The following is a 24,448-nucleotide window of genomic DNA, read 5'->3' as shown; positions in this document are numbered from 1 at the left end:
TCACATCTGCTCTTTTGCCAACTCGCGCGTCACACCACCCTCCGCCAGATGCCGTCCCGCGATATACCCGAACGTCAGCGCCGGCCCGAGTGTGATCCCCGGGCCAGGGCAGTTGCCGTTCATGATCGAGCCCATGTCATTGCCGCAGGCGTAAAGGCCCGCAATCGGCGTGCCGTCGCCCCGCAGCACACGGGCCTGCGCATCGACCTTCATGCCGATCGCCGTGCCGAGATCGGCCGGATAGATCCGCAGCGCGAAGTACGGCGCGCGGAGGATCGGCGCGACGCAAGGGTTCGGCTTGTGGCTGATATCGCCGAGATGGCGCTGGTAAATCGTGCTGCCGCGGCCGAATTCGGGATCGCGTCCCTCCTTCGCGTCAATATTGTAGGCCGCGATCGTCGCTGTGAGCACAGACGGCTTGATGCCGATCTTCGCAGCGAGCTGCGTGATGTCGGGAGCTTCGACCAACTCGCCGCTCGCGACATAGCGCCGAAAGTTACGCGTGAACGGCTTGATGCGGCCGAGGCCATAGCTCCACAAAAACTGACGATCGCAGATCAGGTAGAACGGCCGATCGGGCTCGCCATGGCCGTCGCGCAGCATGGCGAGCACGAACTCGTGGTAGGACAGCGCCTCGTTGACGAAGCGCCGGCCCGCAGCGTTGACGGCGATCACGCCGGGCTTGGCGCGATCGGTCACCGTGTGCGGAAAGACGCCACGGCTGCCGTCGGCTCGACGAAACAGCGAGGCCGGCACCCAATAGGCCGGGCTCGTCGCCTCGGTATTGAGCGCAGCACCGGCCGTCGCCGCGAGCCGAAGCCCGTCGCCTGTGCCTGATGGACTGGTCGCCGAGACAAATCCTGCCGCAGGCGGGAAGAACCGCTTACGCAAAGCGGCATCGTGCGAAAAGCCGCCGGTCGCAAGCACCACGCCGCGGCGCGCCGCGATCGCGCGGTCGCGGGAGCCGTGACGGATCACCACCCCGCTGACGCGATCGCCCTGCATCGACAAATCCTCGACATCCGCGCTGAAGAGGATCTCGCCCTGCCGCGCCAGCAGCGAGGCGTAGAGCCGCGCGGCGAGCGCGTTGCCGAGATGCAGCGTGGTGCCGCGCGGGCTGCGCAGCCGCTGCATCATGTATTCCGAGACCAGCCGCGCCGCGCGCAGGGTCGAACGCAGCGATTTTCCGATCCGGCGCAGGTGCGGAATGTCGAGCCGATTGACCATCATTCCGCCAAACAGCGTGAACTCCGGCAGCGGCGGCCGCAATCGCGCGAAAGCCCGGCCCAGCCGCGTGCCGTCGAAAGCCACGGGCTCGAGCGCGCGCCCGCCTGATGTCGCGCCCAGCCGTTCGGGATAATAGTCCGGACAGGTCTTCACCGGCTGGAGCCGCACTTCCGTCTTGGCTTCGAGATAGGTGACGGCCTCAGGCCCGCGCGCGAGGAAGGCCGCGCGCAGGCCGGCATTGGCGGGCTCGGGGACCGTGCTCGACAGATACTGCACGGCATCGGCGACGCTGTCGGAAAGCCCCGCCGCCTTCATCTTGGGATTGGCTGGAATCCAGACCATGCCATCGGACCACGCGGTGGTGCCGCCGACGAACGCGGTCTTCTCGATCACCAGCACACTCAGGCCTTCGGCGGCGGCGACCGCCGCCACCGTCATGCCGCCGGCACCGGCGCCGACGACGATGACGTCGTAAGTCTCATGCGCCGGCATCATGCGGCAATTTTCCGGAGGCGAGGCATGACATCGTCATACCTCGCCCGCGGGCTCGCAGCTAGCGGGCGGGCTTGCGCTCGATCGGATCGATGTCGATCGCCCGCAGGCGGCCGAGCCGCAGCACGTCCATGGCGAGCCGCCGGCCGATCCGGTCGCGGTCGAGCACGCGGATCAGGTCGTCGACGCCGTTGATCTCGACGCCGTCGAGCCTGATCACGACATCGCCGGGCAACAGGCCCGCCTTCGCGGCCGGCCCGTCCGGCTCGATCTGCATCAGAAGCGCGCCCATCTTATTCTCGACGCCGGCCAGCACGGCGTGCCGCCGCGGAACCGGCGCGGTCTGCCCGGCGACGCCGATATAGGCGCGGCGGACATAGCCGTGGCGGATGATCTCCGCCAGCACGAATTGGGCGGTGTTGCTGGCGACCGCAAAGCAGATGCCTTGCGCGCCATTGATGATAGCGGTGTTGATGCCGATCACCTCGGCATTCGACGACACCAGCGGCCCGCCGGAATTGCCGGGATTGAGCGCGGCATCGGTCTGGATGACGTCCTCGATGGTGCGGCCGCTGACCGAACGGATCGAGCGTCCCAGCGCCGAGACCACGCCCGCGGTCACGGTCGATTCGAATCCGAGCGGATTGCCGATTGCGATCACGAGCTGGCCGCGCCGCAGGGTCTTGGAGTTGCCGAGCGCGGCATAGGGCAAGTGGCGCACGCCGTTGGCGCGCAGCAGCGCAAGATCGGTGTCGGGATCGGCGCCGAGCACCTGGGCGTCGCCGACATGGCCTTCCACATCCCGCAGCCGGATCTCCTTGGAGGCGCCGACCACATGGCTGTTGGTGAGCACGAGCCCATCCGGCGAGATCACGATGCCCGAGCCGAGCCCGCCGCGCTCGCGGCCGTTCGGCACCTTGGGCCCGGTCTCGACGCGCACGACGGCAGGGCCGACGCGGTCGGTGACGTCGATCACGGCATTGGAATAGGCATCCAGCAGCGCCCGGTCATCGACCGGCGCAGCCGCTGTCGTTCGCGATGACGAGGCGTCATCGGCGATGTCTGAGGTAAAATCCAGCATGGCAAGAGTCCTTGAGGCTCACACAGATGGTGGCCTGTTCCTGCCGGCGCAAGGGATCCGCCTGGAGCGCAAGGCTGGACTGCCCAGGCGGCTAGGGCGCCCGCCGCAGCGCGCCCCCTTTTGCCTTGACCGGGTCGAGCAGCGACCAGTCGCCATCCGGGAGCACATAGCCCTTCGGGAACGGCGCGCGCAGCTCCAGCCCGAGCGAGCGCAGCACGCGGTCGTCGCGGTAGTAGCACTGGAGAACCACGCGAACGAGGGTTGCGGCAGCCGCGCCGCCGGAGCTGCGGAACTGCTGCGCGACGCCATCGCGCGCGGCGGGTTCGAGGTCCGCCAGCAGCATGCCGGCGAGCCGCGCCAGATGATCGAGCGCAGCCGCGACCGGCCTCGTGTCGCGGCCGAGGGTCGCAAGAATGTCGGCCTGGATGATCTCGTCATCGGCACCGGGAACCCGGTATTCCTCGCTCGGTGGAATGATCATCGCGGCGATGGCGCGCAAATCCTGGCGCTGCCGCGGCGTGAGGGTGATCTGTTCGGTCATGAAAATCCTCAATCGAACAAATTGGCGAGACGCTGCTTCATCTGGTCGGCGATGTAGAGCGCGAGGGCCTGGATGGTCGAGGTCGGGTTGACCCCGCCCGAGGTGACGAAGATGCTGCCGTCGACGATGAAGAGGTTCTTCACGTCGTGCGAGCGGCCCCACTCGTTGACGACGGAGCGTTCGGGATCGGTGCCCATCCGCGCCGTGCCGAGCAGATGCCAGCCGCCCCAGGGGATCGGCGAGTTGACGCAGATGTCGGTCGCACCGGCGGTCTCGAGCACCTCGCGGCCGCGCGCCAGCGCGTGCTCCATCATCTTCCGGCTGTTCTCGCTGATCGTATAGTCGATCTTCGGCGCGGGAATGCCGTGGCTGTCCTTCAGGACAGGATCGAGCGTGACGCAATTGTGCTCTTCCGGCAGGTCCTCGCAGATCGCGGAGAAACCCAGCCGATGGCCGTTGAGCTTGCGGAACACACGGTGATGATCGGCGCCCCAGGGCAGGATGCCCTTCTGCTCGCTGACGACGGCCTCGAACACCGGCCCTGCCCCGCGCACGAACTGGACGCCGTAGCCGCGCACGAAGCCGCGCGACAGATCGGTGTCATACCACTCCTTGCTCCACAGGCAGGTCGGGGGCGCGCGGTTGCTATCGGTCGGCTCCTTCACATAGCCGTAGATCTGCGCATAGGGATGGAACATCAGGTTCTTGCCGACGAGGCCCGACGAATTGGCAAGCCCATTCGGAAAGCGCCCCGACGCGGAGTTCAAGAGCAGCCGCGGCGTGCCGACGCCGTTGCAGGCGATGATGACGACATGCGCCGGCTGGAACTGCTCGACGCCGTCCTTGTCGTAATAGACCACGCCCGAGGCCATGCCGTTCTCGTCGGTGGTGATCTCGCGCACCCGGCAATGGGTGCGCAGCTCGACGCCGGCGCGGACCGCATGCGGCCAATAGGTGATGTCGGTCGAGGATTTGGCGCCTTGCGCGCAGGCCGGCGTGCAATGGCCGAGATTGATGCAGCGAGCCCGGCCCTCATAATCCATGGTCGCGACCGTGGTGTCCGACGGCCACCAGTGCCAACCGAGCTTGTTCATGGCCTTGCCGATGATCGCACCGGACAATCCCATCGGCTGCTGCGGCATCGGCGGATGCGTCAGCGGCGAGAGCGGATCGCCCGACAGGCCGGATGTGCCCATCATCCGGTCGTTCTCCTCGAAGAACGGGGTCAGCGCGTCGTAGTCGATCGGCCAGTCGTCGGCGACGCCGTCGAGCGTTTTCACCTTGAAATCGGAAGGATGCAGCCGCGGCCAGTGCGCGGTGTACATCACCGTCGAGCCGCCGACCGCATTGTAGTTGACGACCTTGATCGGCGAATTGTCGTCGTTGATCGGATAGTCCTCGGGCCGGCCGCGGACGTTCGGGCTCGACGACCACTCGCCGTAGAACTTGGCTTCCCAGTCCCGGCCCGTGCTGGGATATTCCGCCGGGTTCATCCAGCCGCCCTGCTCCAGGCAGAGAATGTGCATCTTGGTCTCGGCCAGCGACCACGCCACCGCCGCGCCTGAAGCGCCGGCGCCGATGATCAGGACGTCCACGGGGTCTTTCATCGCGATCTTTTTCCTCCCCCTCGCCGCTTCCCGGGCGATTCGGCCTCCGCAGTCCGCGAGGCCGGCACGAACGATAGGGTCAGAGCGAGGACTGAGTAAAGCCGCGGGGCCGGAATGTCGCACTTCGCAGGGCGCAGACCATTGGTATCGCCACATCCGGATGCTAGGAACGAGGCGAGCAATCGATAGCGAGACCGTATGTCCTTTGAGAATTCATTTGCCGCCGCCCGCGCTTTCGCGCTTGTTTTGTTACTTGCTCTGCCCGGATTTCTGGCCTCCTCAGCGCCCGGGTTCGCACTGACCGCGACGGCGACCGTCCGGGACGCCAATTCCATCCAGCTTGGCGACGTCACCTACCGGCTCGACGGCGTCGACGCGCCCGAGCTCGACCAGGTCTGCATCGACGATCACGCCGATCCCTGGACCTGTGGCATCGAGGCCCGCGACCAGCTGGGCAAGCTGATCGGCAAACGGGCGGTGCGCTGTGACGATGTCGGGCCGGAAAAGAGCTTTGGCAAACGCCACCGCGCCATCTGTACGGCCGAGGGCGACAAGGCCAGCCTGAACGAGCAACTGGTCAAGCTCGGCTTCGCCATCGCGCGCGAGCCGATCAAGGCCAACGTCAAGCCGGCGGCAGCGGAAGCCAAGACGGCCTCGTCCGGAATCTGGAAGGGCTGCTTTGTTGCACCGCAAGAATTCCGGACCGGCAAGAAGGACGGCGCGCTCCTGGGCGCCGCCTGCCGGCCCGACCGCGACAAGGAAATCCGCGCCGTGCTGTTTCCGGACGAGCTGACGATGCCGCCGAGTTGCAGCATCAAGGGCAAGCTCGCGGTGCGCGCCCGCGTCACCGGCAATATCGGCATCTATCATCTGCGGGGCTGCCCGAGCTATCCGGCAACCACCAAGCCGGACCGCTGGTTCTGCTCGGAGGACGACGCCCAGGCCGCCGGCTTCCGCAGGGCCTATAATTGCCGCCGGCCAAAGTGAACAAGCCGTTCACGCCGCCGTGAGCGGTAGCCGGAGACAGTATTGATCCGGAATTGAACTCCGTCGGGAGTTGCTTAGCTTATAAGCCTACGCAAGCGCTTGCGCGTGCGTTTCCTTGGCAGCAATCCGGTTCGGATTGCTTTGCTCGGGCGTTTCCTCCCTAGACTTGGGCCGCTTGTCACAAACAAGCGGCTCTTCTTTTTTGTGCCCCCTAGTTCCGCATCCGCATGATCTGGTCCATCGGCGGCATGTTCCCGTTGAGGTGCGACATGATCCAGACCGTGCCGCCCACGACCAGGAAGACGACGAGCAGTCCGAAGGCCAGCGCCAGCACGTTGTTGGTGTTGTCAGGGCCCGTGGTGATGTGCAGGAAGAACACCAGGTGCACGCCCATCTGCGCGATCGCCAGCACGATCAGCGCGACCGGGATCGAAGGCTGCCAGACCAGATCGGTGCCGGCGATGAAGAACGACGTCGCCGTGAGCAACAACGCCAGCACAAGACCGACGACGTAACCCAGGATCCGCTCACCGACACTATGCTGCTCTTCCTCGCCCGGCGCGAGATCGTGCCCGGTCGGAATATGGGTCTGATCGCTCATGCGGCCCCCCCAAGCAGGTAGACGACGGAGAACACCCCGACCCAGATGATATCGAGCGCGTGCCAGAACAGCGCAAAGCACATCATCCGCCGCAACACGTCGGCGCGAAAGCCTTTTGCAAAGACCTGGGCCATCATGGTGAGGAGCCAGAGCACGCCGGCGGAGACGTGCAGGCCATGGCAGCCGACCAGCGAGAAGAACGAGGTCAGGAAGGCGCTGCGCGAGGGGCCGTAGCCGCGCGCGACGAGATCGGCAAACTCGCGGAACTCGATGGTCAGGAAGATCAGGCCAAGCACGCAGGTCACGGCCATGCCGAGATAGAACCAGAACCGGTTGCGCACGTCGGCGGCGATGCTGGCCATGCCGCAGGTGAAGCTCGACAGCAGCAGGCAGACCGTCTCGATCGCGACGTTCCGCTGCTCGAAGATTTCCGAGCCCTTGGGGCCGTCTGCGGTCTGGCCAGACAACACCGCATAGGCCGCAAAGAAGCAGGAGAACATCACGATGTCGGAGAGCAGGAATACCCAGAAGCCGTAGGCGGTCACGATCCGCTTCGACGCCGGCCCGGGATGCTCGACCACGAGCCCGATATGATGGGGATCGGCATGCGCACGGCCGACGGTCGCGGTCATCGACATCAGACCACCCCCGCCATGCTGACGAGGCTGCGACGTTCCTCGAGATTGATGCGATCGATGCGGGCGACCTCGTCGGCCGGAATGACGTATTCGTCATGGTCGCGCCAGGCGAACACGACGAAGGTCGCGAACGCGCCGATGCCGCCCAGGATCACCATCCACCAGATGTGCCAGATCAGCGCAAAGCCCATGATGGTGGCGAAGAACGCGCAGATGAAGCCGGTCGGGGAATTCCGCGGCATTTCGATGTCGTGATATTCGGGCGCATCGTGCTCGAACGATTGCTGCCGGGCATGGGTCTTCATGTCCCAATAGGCATCCTCGCCGCGCACATCGGGACTGAAAGCGAAGTTGAAGACCGGCGGCGGCGAGGAGGTCGCCCATTCCAGCGAACGCCCGTCCCAGGGATCGCCGGTGCGGTCGCGCAGGGCCTCGCGATTCCTGATGCTGACGACGAGCTGCATGATCTGGCAGATCACACCGATCGTCAGCACGGCCATGCCGGCCGCCGCAACCAGCATCCAGGGCCGCCACGCCGCGACGTCGTAATGCTGCAACCGCCTGGTCATGCCGAGCATGCCGGCGATATAGAGCGGCATGAAGGTGACATAGAAACCGAGGAAGGTGAACCAGAACGCGAGCTTGCCCCAGCGCTCGTCGAGGCGGAAGCCGAACGCCTTCGGAAACCAGTATTCGAAGCCGGCGAACGCGCCGAACAGCACGCCTCCGATGATGACGTTGTGGAAGTGCGCCACCAGGAACATGCTGTTGTGGAGCATGAAGTCGGCCGGCGGCACCGCGACCAGCACGCCGGTCAGGCCGCCGATGATGAAGGTGACCATGAAGCCGACTGCCCACAGCATCGGGGTCGCGAAGCGAATACGGCCGCCATACATCGTGAACAGCCAGTTGTAGATCTTCACCCCCGTCGGCACCGCGATGATCATGCTGGCGATGCCGAAGATGGCGTTGACGTCGGGTCCCGCCCCCATCGTGAAGAAGTGGTGCAGCCAGACCATGAAGGAGATCACGCAGATCGCCATAGTGGCGAGCACCATCGAGCGATAGCCGAACAGCGCCTTGCCGGAGAAGGTCGACACCACCTCGGAGAAGATACCGAAGGCCGGCAGCACCAGGATGTAGACCTCCGGATGCCCCCAGGCCCAGATCAAATTCATGAACATCATGACATTGCCGCCGGCTTCGTTGGTGAAGAAGTGGAAGCCCAGGTAACGGTCGAGCAGCAGCATCGCGAGCGTGGCGGTGAGAATCGGAAACGCCGCGACGATCAGGAGATTGGAGGCCAGCGTGGTCCAGCAGAACATCGGCATGCGCAGATAGTTCATGCCCTTGGTACGCAGCTTCAGCACGGTGGTGACGAGATTGATGCCGGCGACCAGCGTGCCGACGCCGGAGATCTGGAGCGACCAGGCGTAGTAATCCACGCCGACGCCCGGCGAATAGGACAGCCCCGACAGCGGCGGGAAGGCGAGCCAGCCGGTACGGGCGAACTCGCCGATCACGAGCGAGAGATTGACCAGCAGCGCGCCGGTCGCGGTCAGCCAGAACCCGACCGAATTGAGCGTCGGAAATGCGACGTCGCGGACGCCGAGTTGGAGCGGCACGACGAGGTTCATCAGCCCGATCACGAACGGCATCGCCACGAAGAAGATCATGATGGTGCCGTGCGCCGAGAAGATCTGGTTGTAATGCTCCGGCGGCAGATAGCCCTGCGACTGGTAGGCCACGGCCTGCTGGATCCGCATCATGATCGCGTCGCTGCCGCCGCGCAGCAGCATGATCGAAGCCAGCAGGATGTACATGACGCCGATCCGCTTGTGGTCGACGCTGGTGATCCACTCGTGCCAGAGATACGGCAGATGCCCCTTCACCACGACCCAGACCAGCACCGCGAGGATCGCGACCAGCACCACCGCGCCCGCGATCAGCGGAATGGGTTGATCAAATGGAATGGCCGACCAATCGAGCTTACCGAGCATCGTGGCCTCCACTGTGCGGCCGGCCCGCATCGGATAGCAGTTCCGGACCAGGCCCCGGCGGAATGTGCTGGGTCGCGATCAGGTCGAACAGGCGGGGATCTTCCAGGCGATAGGTCGGCCTGCCCCTCTCGATGCCCTGCTGCATCAGCTTCTTGTAGCTCTCCTCGTTCAGCACGGCATCGGACTTCGCCGTGCTCGCGACCCAATCCGGAAAGGCGAGCGGCGAGATCACGTTGACGTCGAACATCATGTCGGGAAAGCCGTCGCCGGAGAAATGCGCCGACAGTCCCTGAAGCTTGCCCTCGTTGTCGGCGCGCAGGTTCAGCTTCGTCACCATGCCGTTCATGGTGTAGATCATGCTGCCGAGCTGCGGGATGAAGAACACGTTCATCACACTCGACGAGGTGAGCTGAAAATTCAGCTCGGCGCCGGCCGGCACCGTCAGCGTGTTGACGGTGGCGATGCGCTGGTCGGGATAGATGAACAGCCATTTCCAGTCGAGCGAGACGGCCTGAATGCGCACCGGACTGCCGGTGCCCGGCACGGGCGCCGCGGGATCGAGTCGATGCGAGCCGATCCAGGCCACGCCGCCGAGCAGGATCACGGTGAGCGCCGGGATCGCCCACACCACCATCTCGACGCGCCCGGAATAGACGAAGTCCGGCTGGAAGCGCGCTTTGGTATTGGACGCGCGAAACCAGAACGCAAACGCCAGGATCACGATGATGGTCGGCACCACGATCGTAAGCATGATGAACACGGAATCGACCAGGATGGTGCTGTTGGCGGCAGCCACCGGCCCTTGTGGATCGAGCAGATTCATCGGCAAGCCACTGGCGATTGGGAAGCCCCGGGGGCAAGCCTAACGTGAAAAACGCCCCCGCCGCAAACGCAGTTGTGTGAAGATGGTTCCGCGCCGCGCCTGCTCAACCGCGGAGCGTCTCGCGCGGCGGCATGCAATTCCATGCGATGTCAATGACATCTACGCGGGACGGCCGGCCTTCTCACCTCCGCACTCCATTGCTAGTTTGCACGAAAATATCGGGATGAAACGGGATGCAGGGCCCTGAGGACGATGCCGGCCTCGCCGGCAAGGTGGCGCTCATCAGCGGCAGCGGCGCCGCGGGCGACGGCATCGGCAACGGCCGCGCTGCAGCAATTGTGCTGGCCCACGCCGGCGCCAAGGTGCAGGTGATCGATGGCGGCGTGACGCTGCAGGCCCCCGAACGCGAGTCGCAAGAACACTGACAGAAGGAATTCTGAGGATGGCCCGCTTGCCCTATCTCGAGGCCGACCAGGTCGCGCCTGAATATCGCGACATGCTCAAGCGCAACACCAATCTGCACAAGCTGCTGGTCAACTCGCCGGAGATGGCGCGCGCCTTCAACGGCATCGGCGGCTACATCCGCTTCAAGAGCAAGCTCGACCCGCGCCTGCGGGAGCTTGCGATCCTCCAGGTCGGCTGGATGGAGAAATCGGAATACGAGTTCACCCATCACGTGAAGATCGGCAAGGAGTTCGGCGTCACCGACGAGGACATCGCAGGCCTGATGGCGGAGACCGAGGGCAAGCCCTCGAAGCTCGAGCCGCTGGCCAGGGCGGTCCTGAAAGGCGCCCGCGAGATGGTACGCGAGCTCGCGATGTCGGACACGACCTTTGCCGAGATCAAGCAGCATGTTTCCGACGAGCACATGGTCGATCTCGTCCTCACCATTGCCTTCTATTGCGGCGTCGTGCGCGTGCTCGCGACCATGAAGATCGACAACGAGCCCACTTACAAAGAGGTACTCCAGCAGTACCCGATCCCCGGAGTGAACTGACATGCGCTTGAAGGACAAGGTTGCAATCGTCGTCGGCGCCGGCCAGAGCCCCGGCGAAGGCATGGGCAACGGCCGCGCCACCGCGCTGACCTTCGCGCGCGAGGGCGCCAAGGTATTGTGCGTCGATCATCATCTGGAATCGGCGCAGGAAACCGTCGCGATGATCGCCGTGACGAACGGCATCGCCGCAGCCTTCAAGGCCGACGTGACCAAAACCGCCGACATCAAGGCGATGGTCAAGGAGGCGCAGTCGCGCTGGGGCCGGATCGACGTGCTGCACAACAATGTCGGCGTCAGCCTGTCCGGCGGCGATGCCGAATTGCTAGAGATCACCGAAGAGGCGTTCGACCGCGTCGTCGCCATCAATCTGAAGAGCTGCATTCTCGCTGCGAAAGAAGTGATCCCGATTATGCGCGCGCAGAACAGCGGCGCGATCATCAACATCTCCTCGATGGCGGCGATCACCACCTACCCTTACGTCGCCTACAAGGCGACGAAGTCGGCGATGATCGCCTTTACCGAACAGCTCGCCTACCAGAACGCCGAATACGGCATCCGCGCCAACGTCATCCTGCCCGGCCTGATGAACACGCCGATGGCCGTCGATACCCGCGCCCGCGAATGGCACAAGACCCGCGCCGAAGTCGAAGCCGAGCGCGACAGCAAGGTGCCGCTGCGCAGGAAGATGGGCACGGGGTGGGACGTCGCGAACGCCGCGCTGTTCCTGGCGTCGGACGAAGCGAACTTCATCACCGGCGTGACGCTGCCGGTGGATGGCGGAGCGAGTGTGAGACGGGGGTAGGTCTTTCTTCCCCCTTTCCGTTCTTACCGGGAGAGAGTCGGGGTGAGGGGCCACCTCCGCGAAAACGGTGAGAGTTGGACTCGCGGAGAGCCTCACCCGCCGCGCTGCGCGCGTCGGCCTCTCCCCGCACGCGGGGAGAGGCGAAGAGAGCTCGCTCCGCGTCAATGCGTCACCCGCCAGATCGTGCCGTTGCCATCCTCCGACACCAGCAGCGATCCATCCTTCGCCACTGCTACTCCCACCGGCCTTCCCCACACCTCCATGTCGCTCACGACAAAGCCCGTGACGAAATCCTCGTACTCGCCGGTCGGCTTGCCGTCCTTGATCCGGATGCGGATCACCTTGTAGCCGGTGCGCTTCGAGCGGTTCCAGGAGCCGTGCTCGGCGGCGAAGGCATCGCCCTGGTAGTCGGACGGAAACTGCGTGCCCTCATAGAAGGTCATGCCGAGCGATGCCGAATGCGGCTGTATCAGCACGTCGGGGATCGTCACCCTGTCCTTGAGGTCCGGTCGCGCACCGGCATGACGCGGGTCTTCGTTGCCGCCGATATAGAACCACGGCCAGCCGTAGAAGGCGCCCTCCTTCACGCTGGTTACGTAGTCGGGCACGAGGTCGTCACCGAGGCCGTCGCGTTCGTTAGTCGAGCACCACGGCAGGCCAGTCTGCGACTGGATCGCGAGGCCGACGCAATTGCGGATGCCGGTGGCGTAGATCTTCCGCTCCTTGCCGTCGGGAGTGAACGCCAGCACGGTGGCGCGTTCGGTCTCGCTGGCCCAGGCCGCGCCGAGCGGCTGCGTTTTCGACCACGCATCCATCCCGCCCGGCGGCGTGCCCATGCCCTCCGCGACATTGCTGAGCGAGCCGACCGAGACCAGCATGCGCTTGTTGTCGGGCGTGAAGACGATGTCGCGGGTCGAATGGCCGCCGTCATGCGGCAGGCTCGCAACGATCTTCTCCGCCTTGCTGCGCGCCTTGAGGTCGCCGGCCCGATAGGGAAAGCGGACGACGCTGTCGGTATTGGCGATGTAGACCCATTGCGGATTGTCGCCGTTCGGAAAGAAGGCAATGCCGAATGGCTGCCGCAGACCGCTGGCAAAGACTTCGTTGGCCGCGACCTTGCCGCCCTCTCCTGCACGAAGCACGCGGATGGTGCCCGCCCGCGTCTCCGCGACGAAGACATCGCCGTTCGGCGCGACGCGTACGATGCGCGGCGCGCGCAAGCCTTCGGCGAACAGCTCGATCTTGAAACCCGGAGGCACCTGCGGCGAGGCATCCGACGGCCGCGACACCACGCGCGCGAAGCTCGCAACCGACCGCGTGGCACCAGGCTTGACCAGATCCTGCGGCCGGATCAACCTGACCGTGCCGGGCCTGTCGGACTGCCAGTCGCCATAGGCGTCCCTGCCCTGCATCACCGGCTCGGCCTGCGCAGATGTCGCGGCCGCGACCAGCAATCCCGCGGCCATCGCTGCGGACCATATCCTGTTTTTCACGTCGTCTTCCTCCCGGCGCGCATGTCTCAAGCGTCAACGCCGATCGATCCGGCGGGAAAAACGCCTGCCGCATCCCACATCAGCTCATGCCCGCACGATGTGCATCAGCCGCGGCCCATCGTACTGGAAAACATCACGGATAGGTGCAACACATTGCAAGGGAGCGGCCGCCGGTTGCGGCCATGAAAGCTGCGGCGTCCATGTCGCACCTGATGGGGTGATCATGTGGGGATCCATCATATCGGAATGGGCGAGCCTGCTGCTCCGCTGGCTGCACGTGGTGGCGGCGATCGCCTGGATCGGCAGTTCCTTCTATTTCATCGCCCTCGACCTCAGCCTCAAGCCCAAGAGCGATCTGCCCGGCGATCTGCCTGATGGCGTGCAGGGCGAAGCCTGGCAGGTCCATGGCGGCGGCTTCTACCGGATCATGAAATACCTGGTCGCGCCCACCCAGATGCCGGACGATCTGACCTGGTTCAAATGGGAGGCCTACACCACGTGGCTGTCCGGCTTCGCGCTGATGGTGGTGGTGTATTATCTCGAGGCCGACCTGTTCCTGGTCGACAAGTCGATCCTCGACCTCACGCCATTCCAGGCCGGGCTGTTCAGCTTCTTCAGCCTGGCTCTGGCATGGGCGCTCTACGAGGCTGCCTGCCGCAGCGGACTGGCGCAGCGCGAGCTGCCGTTCGCCATCGGCGGCTATCTGTTCCTGGTCGCGCTGACCTACGCCTTCACCCATGTGCTGAGCGGTCGCGGCGCGTTCAACCAGATCGCGGCGATCATCGGCACCATCATGGTCGCCAACGTCTTCACGCTGATCATCCCGAACCAGAAGAAGATCGTCGCAGCGCTGATCGCGGGACAGGCGCCGGATCCGAAGCTCGGCAAGACCAGCAAGGAGCGCTCGGTCCACAACAACTATCTGACCCTGCCGGTGGTCGTGCTGATGATCAGCAACCACTATCCCCTGCTCTACGCCACGCGCTTCAACTGGATCATCGTCGCGATCATCCTGGCGCTCGGCCCCGTGATCCGCCACTTCTTCAACGAGCGCCATGCCGGGCGCCAATCGCCGTGGTGGGTGTGGGGCGTGGCCGCCGTGGGCGTGATCGCGATCCTCTTCCTGTCCGCCGCCGGCCCGCGCGAGGTGAAGACCGGCGCGCTATCGGCACCGGTCACGGTCGCCAATGTCGAGGAGATCGTGATGTCCCGCTGCAGCATGTGCCACGCGGCCGAACCGGTCTGGGCCGGGATCGTCACCGCGCCGAAGGGCATCCTGCTCGACGCGCCCGAGCACATCCAGCGCAACATTCGCCTGATCGGCCGCGTCGCGGCCTGGTCCACCGCGATGCCGCCCGGCAACATCACCGAAATGACCGGCGAGGAGCGTGCCATCCTCGCCGCCTATATCGAGCAGGCGCGCTGACGCCATCGCGCGTCGATATCACGTTTCGCGGAATGAAATTTCCGCATGTCCCACTGAATTGAAAATGACTTGATCGTCTATCCGGCGTAGATAGGGACAGCGGCCGCTCGTGCCGTCCAAATTCAATCTGCATCTGCCGCGGGGAAATCACAGTGGCCCTCAAGAACGTCATCGGTATCGACCACGCCGTGGTCATGGTGAAGGACCTCGACAAGGCCGCCGAGAACTACCGGCAGCTCGGCTTCACGGTGTCGCCGCGCGGCACCCACAGCGCGCATATGGGCACCGGCAACTACACCATCATGTTCGACCCGGACTATATGGAGCTGCTCGGCGTGCTGGCCGCGACCGAGCAAAATGCGCCGGCCCGCGCCTTCCTCGACACACGCGGCGAAGGCATCGAGCGTATCGCCTTCACGGCGGTCGATAGCGCCGCCGGCGCAGAGGAAATCCGCGCGCGTGGCCTGACGCCGATCGGCCCGACCGATTTCGAGCGGCCGGTGACGCTGCCTGACGGCACGGTCTCGGCGGCGAAATTCCGCACCTTCATGTGGCCGACCGCGGAAGCACCGGGCGGCGTGCGCATCTTCGCCTGCCAGCACAAGACCCGCGAGACGGTGTGGATCCCCGAACTGATGAAGCATGCCAATGCGGCCAAGCGCATCAAACAGACGCTGATCGCAACGCCCGATCCCGCGAAGGACGCTGCGCACCTCGCGCGCCTGATCGACCGCGAACCGAAGACCGAGGCCGACGGCGCGGTCACCGTGCCCTCCGGCGGCGATCGTGCCGACTTCGTCTATTTGACGCTGGACCAGCTCGGAAAGCGCTATCCCGGCGTGCCGCTCGCGGGCCTCTCCGAGCGCGGCGGCGCGGCACTGGTGCTGGTCAGCGGCGATCTCGCGGCGACCGAGAAGGCGCTGGGCACGGCAGCGCTGCGCAGCGGGCCCGCGATCGTGGTGCCGCCGGCCAAGGCCAACGGCACCCTGCTCGCCTTCGTTGCCGGCTGATTTGAACTAATTCTTTAACAAGCGTTTACCGGGCGGCTCTAGGCTTCTGGCCTATATACGCCGCCCGGAACCAGACGCATGTTTAAAGAGGGATCGCCGATCGTCTATGACGCGCCGGCCGAACTGAAGAAGTGGCCATCACTGAAGGGCGAGAGGCAGAGGGACCGGGGTCCGCCCTATCTCGTCTACAACGGTACGCTCGCCGACTGCGTCCGCGTGCTGATGGGCAAGCCCATCAAGGGCATCTCGCTCTACGACATCATGACGAGGCCGCAGCCGGCCTTCGACCAGACCGTGCTGTCGCCCGGCGATGCCGCCGAGATCGCGATGCGCAAGGACTTTCCGAAGGACTAGCCTCCGTGCCACCACTCGCACGTCGCATTTGCTCGCGGTCCCCGTAGATCCGCGGGGCCGGCGGCGCATGTTCTGCGGCAGGCCCCCGTACTAACACCTGCCCTCGCGCGGAATCGCAGCTTCGCCGCAATTACGGTTAATGAAGTCCTCCTCACCGGCGCACGCGCTGGTCGTTCCCCCACAGTTCGAGGACTCTTACCGAGATGCGATTTGTCGTCGCGGCTTGCGCTGCGTTCCTGATTCTGATGTGCGACGTCGGCTCGTCGTCCTCCTGGCAGCCGTCAAGCATCGACCACGCTGCTCTCAAGACTAATCGCGGTCCTTCTCTGGTTCCCCTCGCCGAACTCTTCCTCGCAAGCGTGCAGGCCATTGAGCTGGCAAATGCGCGCGCGGCCTACGTCGAGACGATCGAGCCGGTCCCCACAGTCGAACCCGTCGCGCAGGCCCCGTTTTCACCGACCGAACAATTCTGCCACGCGCTTCGCGAAGCCGCCGAGGCCAGCGGCATTCCCGTGCCGTTCTTCGCGCGCCTGCTCTGGCAGGAGAGCCGCTTTCGTTCCAACGAGGTCAGCCCGGCCGGTGCGCAGGGCGTCGCGCAGTTCATGCCGGAGACGGCGGCCGAGGTCGGATTGGATGATCCCTTCGATCCCGTGAAGGCGCTGCCCGCATCGGCAAAATTCCTGCGCAAGCTGCGTGACGATTTCGGCAATCTCGGCCTCGCCGCGGCCGCCTATAACGCAGGTCCCGGCCGCATCCAGAAGTGGCTCGCCAGAGAGAGCGAGCTGCCGCGCGAGACGCGCGACTATGTCCGCATCATCACGGGCACCAGGGCCGAGGACTGGACCGAGCGCGCGGAGGCTCTCGCAATCCGGATCGACCTGCCGCGCGAAGCGCCTTGCGAAGGCGTTGGCAGCCTGTCCAAGATGAAGGACGTCGCCTGGGTTCCGGTGAACCTGACACCGTCGGTCGTCACCATCATGCGCAAGGCCGAGCAGCTGGCGGCGCGGCTCTCGGCGAGCCGCGCACGCAAGCGGTTCGCAACCTTGCTGCGCAGGAATGCCGGGGCCCACGGCAAGGCGCGGAGCATGATCGCAGCCCGCGCGTCCGGAAAGAGTGCAAGAGCTCGTGCGATCCGCTTTGCGGCGCGCGAACGCTCCTCGAGCTAGCTCACACCGGCTTGTCGCTGCTGAACGATTTGGGCTGCCGCAAGCAGATCCTGTGGCCGTGATGGCTACCGCGAAGGAGGTGCGCTCCCTCTCCCGCTTGCGGGAGAGGGTTGGGGAGCGGGTCTCTCCGCGGCGGGACAATCCCCCAGAGGAAAAAGCCCTCACCCAGCGCTGCGCGCCGACCTCTCCCGCAAGCGGGAGAGGTGCAGCGGAGCGAGCCGTACGATCATGCCTAAATCCAAGCGGCCACCTCACTCCGCCTTGATGTTTGCCGCCGCCACGACCTCGGCGAGTTCCTTGGTCTCCTTCGCGATCTTCGCGGCGTACTCGGCCGGGCTCAGCACGCTGACCACGCCCTGCGAGCCGAGCTTCTCCGCGACCGCCGGATCCTTGGCGGCGGCGACGATCTCCCGGTGCAGCGCCTCCAGGATCGGCGCGGGGGTCGCCTTCGGCATGAAGAAGCCGACCCAGAACGACAGGTCGAAGCCGGGATAGCCTGCCTCCGCAACCGTCGGCACATCGGGCAGCGACGGCAGCCGCTCGGCGGAGGACACCGCGAGCGCGCGCAGCTTGCCGGCCTTCACCAGCGGCACGGCCGACAGGGGATCGAACACCGCCAATACCTCCTGCGCGAGGATGCCGACCTCGGACGCGGCGCCGCCCCGATAGGGCACGTGGATCATCTTGATGCCGGCCTTCTGGCCGAGCAGCTCCATGGCGAGATGGGCGAGGTTGCCGTTGCCGCCCGAACCGTAGGCAAGCTCGCCGGGCCTCGCCTTCGCCGCGGCAACGAGATCGGCCACGGTCTTGATGTCGGCCGTCTTGGGATTCTCCGGATTGACCACCAGCACCAGCGGCGCCGACACCACTGTGGTCAACGGCGCGAAGTCCTTTTCCGGGTCGTAGCGGATGTCCTTGAACAGCGTCTTGTTAAGCGTGATGGTGGACGAGTTGCAGGCGAGCATGGTGTAGCCGTCCGCATCCGCACGGGCCACGCCTTCGGCGGCGATCATGCCGTTGGCGCCGGCGCGGTTCTCGACCACGAAGGGCTGCCCGAGCTTGTTGCCCAGCCGGTCGCCGATGATGCGCGCGACGACATCGACCGGCCCGCCCGCGCTGAAGCCGACCATGATCTTGACCGGCCGCGTTGGATATTTCTGCGCGAGGGCCTCTGTCGCCGGCGCACAGGCGCACAATCCGGCGATGACTGCCAGCAGGCGAGCCGTTCGTTGCATTCGTTCTCTCCCCAGACTTCGGCGCCGCTTGTGCATGCTTATTGGTGCGGCGCGCTCGGGGATCATGATGGGCGGGCGCACGGGATTGCGCAATCGCGTTTCCACACACGACGCGCCTCGCAATTCCGTCGCACGGCACGTAAGCGCCGCCTCAAAACAAAAAGCGCGAAAACAACCCCAAGCACAGTAGCCGGTGCTTGGAAGAACAAGGACTTGCGCGCTTCGCAACGCCGTTTGACTCGTCGGGCAAAACACCGGCAGAATGCCATCATCGCAGCCATCGTGAGCGTGACGGCCGGCCTGACCGGCGCCGCCCCGACGTGGTTGCGCATAAGCCCTTCATCGACATCCCGAAATTCGCATCCGCGCGCAGCAGCGAACGGTCGCTCGTGCGCGCCTGCGCAGGCAAAGGACACAGCACGTGACGACAGCACCGAACCGCCGCATCACCTCGCCGCTTGCAGCAAGCGATCGCGGCGGCCCCGCCGCGAGCCCGCGGATAAGACTGTACAAGCGGTGCATTGCGATCACCCATCCGGACCCGCAAGCCGGCGAGCGGCTGCTGGCCGAGGCACTCGGTGCCGTTGACCGCGACGCGCTGCACGGCATTCTCAGGCAATTGGTGAAAGCGAGCGCGGTCGGACAGAAGCCCGATGAGGCCAATCTCGCCTTCATGGTCTCGATGATCAGGAGCATCGCGCCGAAGGATTCCATCGAAGCCATGCTGGTGTCGCAGATGGTCTCCGTGCACATGGCGACGATGCGCTGCGCCTGTCGCCTCGCCTGCACCGACAACCTCCCGCAGCAGGAAAGCGTCACGCGCGCATTGACCCGGCTGACCCGCACCTTCGCCGCTCAGGTCGAGGCCCTGAGCCGCCACCGCAACAGCGACGAGCGCGCGATCACGGTGAAAAACCTGTCCGTTCAGGACGGAGGACACGCGATCGTGGGCAACGTCACGCAGCATGCGAACGTGCTTGTTGCGGAGGCGAGGCGGAGCGAGGCAATGCAAGGCGCCACCCCATGACCGGCGGCCACACCCGCAACACCATCCCGATGCGCACCAGCCCCCGCTGCGGCGCCCGAACCCGCGACGGCAGCCCGTGCCGCGCGCCAGCGGCGCACGGCAAGACACGCTGCCGCATGCACGGCGGCGCGCTAGGGTCCGGCGCGCCGAAGGGAAATCAGAATGCGCGCACGCACGGGCTATTCACGAGGGATGCGATCAGCGAGCGGCAGCAGCTGCAGGCATTGCTGGATGACGCACAAACTCTACTGCGGAAATTGACGCAGCCTAAGCAGGATGCCTTTTGACACCAGCACTGCTCATCTCCTCGGCGTTTGGAGATAGGCCGGCCAATCATCGCCCAAGTGCGGCCTACGCAACGGCGCAAACCGCATCAGATCGGCTGTCCGTCAATTTGCGCGCACCGGCCTTGCGGACCAGCCGAGCTGATCTCCCCATTCACCCGAAAGCCTGGCGGCATTGGATCCTCGCGACACTCGGGCGAGGTCGGATCCCAAGGCAGAGGAAGCACCACCGTTGCTGGAAACAAGACCTGCCTTTCAGCCGTCAATCAGATTACGGCTCCGGACTGCGCGAACAATGCCGACGCGACGCCCACCAAACAAATGGTACTCCACTTCACCAGCCACTCCTGTTCGTGACCAAGGCCGAAAGAATGATGCAGTCATCCGGATGAGCCAAACCGGCTTATTCCGCTTGAAGCGCCTCGGGAGAGCCGGATCATGAGGCTGCTCCGCTGAGAACGCGCGAAAGGAAACCGTTGCGCGACCTCAGTTCATCGTGTTTTCCGCTGTCCTCGACCCGCCCGTCTTGCACAACGATCAACGTGTCTCCCAACACCATCGCGCTCGGACGATGCGTGACGATCACAATCGTCTTCCCGTCAAAAGTTGTCAGACACTCTTCGAGCACCCGTTGCTCGGTGACGATATCCAGAGCCGCGGTGCCTTCGTCAATCACGACAACGTCAGGCTTCCGTAGAAACAGCCTGGCGAGGGCCAGTCTCTGCCTCTGCCCTCCCGAAAGGGTTGCACCACGATTACCGAGTATCGTGTCAAGACCGGCCGGCAAGCTGGGAACGAGATCGCCTAGCCCGGCCTTCTCGAGCGAGTGGAGTATTTCTTCATCCGATGCCTCTGCTCGCGCAATCTTCAGATTGAAGCGGAGCGTGTCCTTGAGAATGAACACCTCCTGTGAAACATATCCAACCCGGTCGCTCAGGGTCCGCACGTCTATCGTCGCGATATCCTGTCCAAATAGGCGGATTGATCCTGTGCCCGGCGAATACTGTCGGGTCAACGCCTTGATGATAGAAGTCTTGCCCGCGCCACTCGGACCCGTGATGACCACCTGCTGTCCCGGTGCGATGGAGAAGCTGATACCCCTGAGGGCCGGCACGGTTGCGCCTGGATAGATCAGCGATACATCGTCAAATTCGATCGCCGGCTGGAAAGATGACATCGGCACCACTTCGGCATGGCGCCTGGACGACGGGCGCACGGATTCCAGCTTGTCCATGAACACGCCGAACGTCCTTAGCGACTGAGTGATCTCGGTAAGCATGTTGCCGAGGCCTTCGATCGGGGCCAACAGCGTCAACGTGTACGCACCGACGAGCACCATACTCCCAACGGAGCGCTCTCCGTGAACCACCCCGTACAAAGCCACCCCGAATGACACTCCAAAAAAGCCGACAAACAGCAGCGCGTTGATGATCTGCATCTGAAGACTAACAGCCCAGTATCGACCTTGCGCGTGGCGATCTTCGTCCAGCACCGCGCGATACCGGGAAAGCAGAAAGTCGTACCCGTTGTACTGGCGCGCAACTGCGATATTGGAGATGGAATCGGAAAGTGTTGCATAAGACTTTCGCCCGGCCTCCATGAGGCCGTCCCTGAGCTGCATCAGCCTTCTGCCTTGTATGGCGTTATTGGTGAGAAACAGGACCGCATAAATCAAGATCGCTGCGGCAACTATGAGGTCTCGATTCAGGGCTAGAATAACGATTGCAATGCTGATCTGGACGATTGGGGAAATGATGGAGGATGAAAAGTTGCGAATGATGACGTACAGATCGTTCGACGCCTGTGTAACCTCCTGACTTAGCTCACCGGAATTCCTGCTCGTAAAGAAACTTTCCGGCTGTTCACACAGATAGTTGAAATAGCTCGACAGCAGCGAGCGATTGGCGTGAACACGAAGGCTGCTTTGTCGATGGAGGGCGACGGTCTGAAGTATCCTTGGCATCGCCACCGTCGCCAGATAAGCCCCGGCCAGTAGCACCAGCACATCATGCGACGCGCGGCCCTCCAGCAATCTGTCCGTTAGGACGCCGAGAATGTATGGAGTTATTGCCATGCATCCCGCGGCGATCAACATGCAGCCGACGACCACAACGAAGAGACCACGCTCCTTGGCTTGCAAGTGCCGCGACGCGGTCTCGAAGAGTTTGAACCAGCGTTTCATGATGACAACGTCTCTTTCGACTGCAGCTCGATCGAGCGTAGATGTGCATCGACGCATGCAGTTCCGCATATCGATAAGCCAGGGCTGGCGTCGACAAATTGGCGGCCTGCGCGTGCTCGGCCGACTCCGTGAGTGGCGAACCATGATCGTCGCGCCAGCGCGCCATAATCGGCACTGAATACACTTGAGTAGGCGCAAGGCAGCCGGGCAAATGCATCCGCTGCGTGTGCAAGATTCGGAGCCTGTCAAGATAGGCGAGACAATGCGACAGACCGGATCTGGAAGCACCGAGCAACTTGGCAAGTCGCGAGTGTGTGACAAGATTGTGTTGCTGCGCTTCCGTGATAACTGCAAGCAAGCCGATGGCCTTCAGCGCCCAGAACACAGAGTAAGATTCGTGCGCTCCGTCGAGCAAGACGTCGATCAGATAATGTGTCGACACATCGTGAGGTCGGAGTTCGGACGAATTGGTACGCATCGAGGTCGCGGATCGACTTCCGAAGAGCATGGCCTTCGCGATAGATAACGATGCAGGTAGTTGTTGTACAGAGATTCCCGCCGCAATTGTATCGCTTCTAAAACGCACAGACATCGATCTGGCTCACCATGCCAAGCAGCGACACTCCGATATGCAGATCAAGCTGACGACCGAGAACTGGATCATCATTGTCTAGTCGACCTGCACGTTCGGGAAAGGCGCGATGGCGGCCATCGTCGTCAGCCAGTGGCCGCGCGCCGGCGCCGCAACCCTCGACGAAATCGGAGATCCCGCGTACGGCGGCGCCGGCGCGGCGGAATCCGCAACGGCCGGTTCAAATGGCCGCCCTTATCCTCGCAGCGTGGAGCCTGCTGTCGCGCCTCGAACGGTTTCGAAGCTAGTTCGTTGCAACGCGGCTCGCCTCTCGGCAATGGCATTGCTCAAGAGGTCGAGCACCAGCCCAAAGGCGGCGAGTTCCTCTTCCTCGACAGCGCCGTCATCGTAGCACTCGAGGGTTTCAGCGATGATGGCGTCCGCCTCACGCTGCAGGGTCAGCAGTTCCTGGTTGGATTCCGCGGTACGCGCGCTCGCGACCATGGCCAGGATTCTCTTGCGATGGCTGGTGTTGTCCTCCCTTTCCTCGCGGTTCAAATAGCGGCGCAACCAGGCGCCGGCCGAGCCGATCCCGGAGAGAAGCAGGAGCCCGAACCAGAAGTAATCGCCGTACCGGTCGAGAAAAGTGCGTTCGTTGCCGTCGATGACGGCCGCCGCTCCCCGATGGACGGGCAGCTCGGTGTCCTTCTCGAGGTCCGGCTTGCTGATGTGAGCAGCGCCAGGTACCTGCCGCGCAATCGCCTGACGGACGGCAAAGAGCTGCCGGAAAAACGCGGCTACCGTGGTTTCGGACACGCTCTTTCTTGCCACGATGAGGTGGCTGACGCTGACCGTCTCGACCTTGTCACCCGGCCAAGCCGGATCCGCATTGAAGACGCTGGGCGGAATTTCCTCCGATTCATACCGGGGATGCCTCAAGGCGATCGCTTCCGATGTCTCGATGGCGAGAAACTTCGGTTCGCCGCGGGCCCGCGCCGTAGCAGCAACGGCGTCGGATGTGATCTTGCTGTCGAGTGGCCCGACTGCCATGAATGCATCGAGGGCGGGATCGCGCGCCAGCTCCCCGATCTGTTCAGTGCCAAAGTGCGTCACCGCGACTTTCTCAGCGTCCACGCCGGAGGCGCTCAGGATGACCCGCAGCAACGCGGCATTCACGGGGGTCCGCCCAATCACGCCGACACGGTGCCCCGCGAGATCGGCGACCTCCTTGATTTTCGGCGACCGCTTTCTCTTCGAGCCCTTGCCAGCAGGCTCGGAGGGCGCCCACAGCACGACGAAGTTTTTGCGCACGACGGCGACGGTCTGCGCCTCGGCGGGCATTTCCAGATCACCGCGGCCGACGGCAAGGTCCGCCTTGCCAGCCCCAAGCAGGGCGAGTGACTCCACCGCCCCGTCAGTCTTGACCGGGGACAGCCTGACGGTTCGACTTTCCCTCCTGAAGGCATCGGCCATTGCCTCGACGACTTTGTAATCGTCGCTGCCGGGCGGTCCAACGGCGATCCGCAGAACCTCCGGCCGCAATGCGTAATAGAGTGCACCCGCGGCTGCACCAAAGACCAGAAATCCAACGGCGAGAGCGAACAGTAAGGAATTGCTCCTCCTCCGCTCCCGGCGGGCCGCGTCACTGGTCGTCTTGGTTGCACTCTCGGTGGAAGACATTGCCGCCGCCAGCTGCAGATCCAGGTCCCCATGATACCACATCTTGCCGGGAACAACGTCCTGACGGCCGGCCTGGTTCATCGCCTCAGGCAGCGGCGTCAGACTCGTTCTGATGGACAACGTGCCTAGCGTCACGACCGCTTCCACGCAGTGGCCATGACAATTTATACGTGTTTGTGAATTGCCTCACACGCTTGATGTCGCCGGTGCCGCTAGCTTGCTCC

Annotated in this window: 22 protein-coding genes; 10 read left to right on the top strand and 12 right to left on the bottom strand. The window is 64.2% G+C overall.

The window, feature by feature from the left end:
• The 4 genes from AAFG50_RS12380 to AAFG50_RS12365 form a co-directional block, all read right to left on the bottom strand.
• Positions 1–1,722: an FAD-dependent oxidoreductase gene (locus tag AAFG50_RS12380; protein ID WP_028174724.1), complete on the bottom strand. Its 1,722-nt coding sequence runs from the start codon at positions 1,720–1,722 to the stop codon at positions 1–3.
• Between the two features lie 58 nt (positions 1,723–1,780).
• A complete protein-coding gene (locus AAFG50_RS12375) occupies positions 1,781–2,800 on the bottom strand; it encodes a trypsin-like peptidase domain-containing protein (protein WP_028174723.1) in 1,020 nt (339 codons plus the stop codon).
• A 91-nt stretch (positions 2,801–2,891) separates the two neighbouring features.
• Positions 2,892–3,341, bottom strand: coding sequence for a hypothetical protein (locus AAFG50_RS12370; protein WP_028174722.1), 450 nt, complete (start codon positions 3,339–3,341; stop codon positions 2,892–2,894).
• Positions 3,342–3,349: 8 nt separating this feature from the next.
• The gene (locus tag AAFG50_RS12365) at positions 3,350–4,948 is read right to left on the bottom strand and encodes a GMC family oxidoreductase (RefSeq protein WP_028174721.1); all 1,599 of its coding nucleotides are present in this window, start codon (positions 4,946–4,948) and stop codon (positions 3,350–3,352) included.
• A gap of 198 nt (positions 4,949–5,146) precedes the next feature.
• Here AAFG50_RS12365 and AAFG50_RS12360 point away from each other — a divergent pair, with 198 nt between their 5' ends.
• A complete protein-coding gene (locus AAFG50_RS12360; RefSeq protein ID WP_028174720.1) occupies positions 5,147–5,935 on the top strand; it encodes a thermonuclease family protein in 789 nt (262 codons plus the stop codon).
• A gap of 211 nt (positions 5,936–6,146) precedes the next feature.
• Here the strand turns inward: AAFG50_RS12360 and cyoD are convergent, their stop codons facing one another.
• Genes cyoD through AAFG50_RS12340 form a run of 4 tightly spaced genes read right to left on the bottom strand, consistent with a single transcriptional unit; the run spans position 6,147 to position 9,997 of the window.
• Positions 6,147–6,536, bottom strand: a complete 390-nt coding sequence (gene cyoD, locus AAFG50_RS12355; RefSeq protein ID WP_011085502.1) for a cytochrome o ubiquinol oxidase subunit IV — start codon at positions 6,534–6,536, stop codon at positions 6,147–6,149.
• Positions 6,533–7,174 (bottom strand): cytochrome (ubi)quinol oxidase subunit III, encoded by a 642-nt coding sequence (locus AAFG50_RS12350; protein ID WP_011085501.1) that lies wholly within the window; start codon positions 7,172–7,174, stop codon positions 6,533–6,535. The genes cyoD and AAFG50_RS12350 overlap by 4 nt, the downstream gene beginning before the upstream one ends.
• Positions 7,174–9,174 carry a cytochrome o ubiquinol oxidase subunit I gene (cyoB, locus tag AAFG50_RS12345; RefSeq protein ID WP_011085500.1) on the bottom strand — a complete coding sequence of 667 codons (2,001 nt, stop codon included), beginning with the start codon at positions 9,172–9,174 and terminating at the stop codon, positions 7,174–7,176. The genes AAFG50_RS12350 and cyoB overlap by 1 nt, the downstream gene beginning before the upstream one ends.
• Positions 9,164–9,997: a ubiquinol oxidase polypeptide II gene (locus AAFG50_RS12340; RefSeq protein WP_011085499.1), complete on the bottom strand. Its 834-nt coding sequence runs from the start codon at positions 9,995–9,997 to the stop codon at positions 9,164–9,166. Before AAFG50_RS12340 ends, cyoB begins: the two co-directional genes overlap by 11 nt.
• A gap of 233 nt (positions 9,998–10,230) precedes the next feature.
• On the opposite strand from AAFG50_RS12340, the gene AAFG50_RS12335 reads away from it, so the two are divergent.
• From AAFG50_RS12335 to AAFG50_RS12325, 3 genes are read left to right on the top strand one after another with little or no spacing between them, the layout of a single operon-like run.
• Positions 10,231–10,422 carry a hypothetical protein gene (locus tag AAFG50_RS12335; protein WP_028174719.1) on the top strand — a complete coding sequence of 64 codons (192 nt, stop codon included), beginning with the start codon at positions 10,231–10,233 and terminating at the stop codon, positions 10,420–10,422.
• Between the two features lie 17 nt (positions 10,423–10,439).
• A complete protein-coding gene (locus AAFG50_RS12330) occupies positions 10,440–10,994 on the top strand; it encodes a carboxymuconolactone decarboxylase family protein (RefSeq protein ID WP_028174718.1) in 555 nt (184 codons plus the stop codon).
• Position 10,995: 1 nt separating this feature from the next.
• A complete protein-coding gene (locus AAFG50_RS12325; RefSeq protein WP_161535974.1) occupies positions 10,996–11,796 on the top strand; it encodes an SDR family NAD(P)-dependent oxidoreductase in 801 nt (266 codons plus the stop codon).
• A gap of 161 nt (positions 11,797–11,957) precedes the next feature.
• Here the strand turns inward: AAFG50_RS12325 and AAFG50_RS12320 are convergent, their stop codons facing one another.
• Positions 11,958–13,289 carry a sorbosone dehydrogenase family protein gene (locus tag AAFG50_RS12320; RefSeq protein ID WP_028175533.1) on the bottom strand — a complete coding sequence of 444 codons (1,332 nt, stop codon included), beginning with the start codon at positions 13,287–13,289 and terminating at the stop codon, positions 11,958–11,960.
• Positions 13,290–13,512: 223 nt separating this feature from the next.
• Between AAFG50_RS12320 and AAFG50_RS12315 the strand changes: the two genes are divergently transcribed.
• The 4 genes from AAFG50_RS12315 (at position 13,513) to AAFG50_RS12300 (ending at position 17,245) form a co-directional block, all read left to right on the top strand.
• A complete protein-coding gene (locus tag AAFG50_RS12315; RefSeq protein WP_028175534.1) occupies positions 13,513–14,715 on the top strand; it encodes a urate hydroxylase PuuD in 1,203 nt (400 codons plus the stop codon).
• Positions 14,716–14,867: 152 nt separating this feature from the next.
• A complete protein-coding gene (locus AAFG50_RS12310; protein WP_028175535.1) occupies positions 14,868–15,725 on the top strand; it encodes a VOC family protein in 858 nt (285 codons plus the stop codon).
• Positions 15,726–15,803: 78 nt separating this feature from the next.
• Positions 15,804–16,079: a hypothetical protein gene (locus AAFG50_RS12305; RefSeq protein ID WP_028175536.1), complete on the top strand. Its 276-nt coding sequence runs from the start codon at positions 15,804–15,806 to the stop codon at positions 16,077–16,079.
• A 203-nt stretch (positions 16,080–16,282) separates the two neighbouring features.
• Positions 16,283–17,245, top strand: coding sequence for a lytic transglycosylase domain-containing protein (locus AAFG50_RS12300; RefSeq protein WP_028175537.1), 963 nt, complete (start codon positions 16,283–16,285; stop codon positions 17,243–17,245).
• Positions 17,246–17,496: 251 nt separating this feature from the next.
• On the opposite strand, the gene AAFG50_RS12295 is transcribed toward AAFG50_RS12300, so the two are convergent.
• Positions 17,497–18,480 carry a tripartite tricarboxylate transporter substrate binding protein gene (locus AAFG50_RS12295; protein ID WP_028175538.1) on the bottom strand — a complete coding sequence of 328 codons (984 nt, stop codon included), beginning with the start codon at positions 18,478–18,480 and terminating at the stop codon, positions 17,497–17,499.
• 421 nt (positions 18,481–18,901) lie between these two features.
• Here AAFG50_RS12295 and AAFG50_RS12290 point away from each other — a divergent pair, with 421 nt between their 5' ends.
• Both AAFG50_RS12290 and AAFG50_RS12285 read left to right on the top strand, forming a co-directional pair.
• Entirely contained in the window at positions 18,902–19,507 is a 606-nt protein-coding gene (locus AAFG50_RS12290; protein ID WP_028175539.1) for a hypothetical protein, read from the top strand.
• Positions 19,504–19,794 carry an HGGxSTG domain-containing protein gene (locus AAFG50_RS12285; RefSeq protein ID WP_028175540.1) on the top strand — a complete coding sequence of 97 codons (291 nt, stop codon included), beginning with the start codon at positions 19,504–19,506 and terminating at the stop codon, positions 19,792–19,794. Before AAFG50_RS12290 ends, AAFG50_RS12285 begins: the two co-directional genes overlap by 4 nt.
• Positions 19,795–20,227: 433 nt before the next feature.
• On the opposite strand, the gene AAFG50_RS12280 is transcribed toward AAFG50_RS12285, so the two are convergent.
• Entirely contained in the window at positions 20,228–21,973 is a 1,746-nt protein-coding gene (locus tag AAFG50_RS12280) for an ABC transporter ATP-binding protein (RefSeq protein WP_028175541.1), read from the bottom strand.
• Between the two features lie 826 nt (positions 21,974–22,799).
• Positions 22,800–24,224 (bottom strand): TAXI family TRAP transporter solute-binding subunit, encoded by a 1,425-nt coding sequence (locus tag AAFG50_RS12275; RefSeq protein ID WP_028175543.1) that lies wholly within the window; start codon positions 24,222–24,224, stop codon positions 22,800–22,802.
• Positions 24,225–24,448 lie beyond the last annotated feature (224 nt).

The sequence above is a fragment of the Bradyrhizobium sp. B039 genome (genome assembly GCF_038965675.1).
Lineage (GTDB): Bacteria > Pseudomonadota > Alphaproteobacteria > Rhizobiales > Xanthobacteraceae > Bradyrhizobium > Bradyrhizobium diazoefficiens.
Note: the sequence above shows the minus strand (reverse complement) of the source record. Positions and strands in the feature narration are given on the sequence as shown.